Source organism: [Mycoplasma] falconis (assembly GCF_006385795.1).
GTDB classification, from domain to species: Bacteria; Bacillota_I; Bacilli_A; order Mycoplasmatales; family Metamycoplasmataceae; genus Metamycoplasma; species Metamycoplasma falconis.
In genome coordinates, this window is the sequence record NZ_VFSS01000017.1 from 1 (window position 1) to 2,314 (window position 2,314).

1 protein-coding gene is annotated in these 2,314 nt (G+C 57.2%); it reads right to left on the reverse strand.

Annotated features, from left to right (window positions below):
- A partial coding sequence (locus tag FJO69_RS07700) for an initiator NS1 family protein (protein WP_140781568.1) occupies positions 1-2,044 on the reverse strand: 2,044 nt, incomplete at its 3' end.
- Between the last annotated feature and the right edge of the window lie 270 nt (positions 2,045-2,314).

Genomic DNA, 2,314 nt, shown 5'->3' on the forward strand with positions numbered 1-2,314 from the left:
CCCCAAAAGCGACGACTTCGGTCGGCGCCCCAAACACTTTTGGAGGGGACTCGCTGGACACAAAATTTTCCAAGCCACTTAGCGCGGTACACCGGTGACACGGGAGGACATCTAGTGGATCTTTGGTGTACCGATGGCGGGTGCACCTCCTCAGGTCTCCGGTTTCGGGCCCGTTCTCGCGGTCTCGGACCGCCCAGCACCCGAGAATCGAGTGGACCCGAAAGCAGTCAAAGCAGGCTGGCGGCTTTGACTCGGTAGCGTGTTCCGCCGAACACACAGCCCCGTTGAGAAAGGTCGACCACACGTAGTCGACACCACAAATGGGGCGTTCCAGCCGATAGGTGGGGGTACACGAGTGTTCCCAGGCGTTGACGAGGGGCAAAATATCTTCCAATTCTCCGGCGGACAGTTCGGTCTCTGAGTCTGATTCGTCGTCCTCGGGCCAGATGCCGTCACTGGGAGTGTCGGGGCATCGCTGGAAGTGGATGGGGCTACGGTCGACGCGACCCCCGAGAGAACTGGCGTCCCCGTCACTACCGGCCTCCTTAGGAACATCAGTCCCCACAGGAAAAGTAAACCCCATATTGATGGCATCGACCAATGGGGGGTGGTCGCGACAACCTGCCAACCAGGCCCGCACGTCACTGGCGGTGAGCAACCCGTATTCCGCGGGTAGTTTGACATTAAAGTCTAACCTCACCATGCGATCTTTCAGAGCTGGCCGATGTATCAGTGTACTGGTGTTACCATCACGGACAATGGTCATGTCTCCATTACTGGTGACGAGCACGGGCGTAGGTCGCAAAGCTGTACTGCCTTTGCATTTCTGATCGACCCGGACGGGCATGCCCCCCAAGATGGCCTTACAGGCCTCCACGATTTTACAGCTGATTCGCCCCTCATCCCACAAGATTAGACACTTATCAGCCGCATCATTAAAGGGAAAATTTTCATTTGTCCAATTTACCATACCATACACCGGCACACACTGACAGATCGCATTGGCCAAGTTAGTCTTACCAGTACTGGGGGGACCATAAAACCACAATGTATTCCTTTTGCCCGTCATCCCATCCGCCCAAGCCAGGACATACTGTCCAACCACCCGTGGGTCATAGTGTTGAAGTCTCAACAACTGTACGACCCGATTTTCCTCCCACGCCGGGGTGGCTACCACGGCTGGTGGGCCTCTGGTGAGAAAATGGCTGTTCGACATGGTATCGAGGATTATGTTACGGGCCATCATCAGCGCGGCCGCTACCTGCTGACGGCCGTGCATAGAGGCATACTGGCGTACATACCCGTTAAGGTCAGTCGCTCTCCACTTTTGTTCGGTCAGAATGCCTTCCTGGGCAAGCCAGTTGCATAAAGTCACAAATTCGTCAGAAGCCCGCGTCCGCTTGGCCGGCGGAGGTTGGACCGGGACTAGCGCCTGGTCTGTCCCACCGTCGTTCAACCGCTCAGCGGCTGCCAGAGAGCGGCGCCGGGTCTCGCTGAGAACTATGGGTTTAAATTTGTCAATAGTCGTCCAAGCCCACCACACACCGTCTAGCGGGACCTTTTTCAACAAATAAGTGCGGATGAACTCCTCGTCACACCTAAGTACTTTCCCGTGCCGGTCACGCGGCACGCTGTAATAGTACTTGGTCTCCTCGCCTGCCCCGCATTCCGCAAACATGCTGTGGAGCTTCGCGGTCAACTTCTTAAGAGTTGCCGTCCAGCCGCGCGCCCCCATGTAGGGCGCGTCCAGCACAATGTGGAGGTGGGGGCCACCCACTCCCGGCTCCAATTGCATGAAATGCATGGGCGGCGGACAGCCGTAAAACAGGCCAGCGAGTTGTTCTTCCCACAAATTCCAGATCAACATGCCCGCTTGCACATACTGATAGACCTGGCCCGTCAATTGGGGCCAGTCCAGTCCGTCCGTACACACATGCACATCATTCATCATCACACGGCCCATTCGAGACAGACAGATGCCGTCGGCCTTCAGCCTAATCACCCCCCGCCACATCTCACCAGTGGCCACCACCACACCAGCCATGGTACTCACCACTCGACGGTCAGGTCGCAAGTGAGGAGAACCAGGAAGTGCAGCTACTCTTATAGGGCACTCAACCAATCAGAAGCCGCCCCACCCATGGGTGCGCCCAATCAGACCGTGGGTGGAGTGTCCGGGGGGCGGAGTTGGAGAGGGGCCCAAAAGCTACTATGTCACCTGATCGCGGATGGCGCCGCTCCAAGGGCGGGACTTACAAGCGCGGGAAATTCGAAAAGCGCGCCGGCGGGAAATTTGAAAAAAGCGCGGGAATTT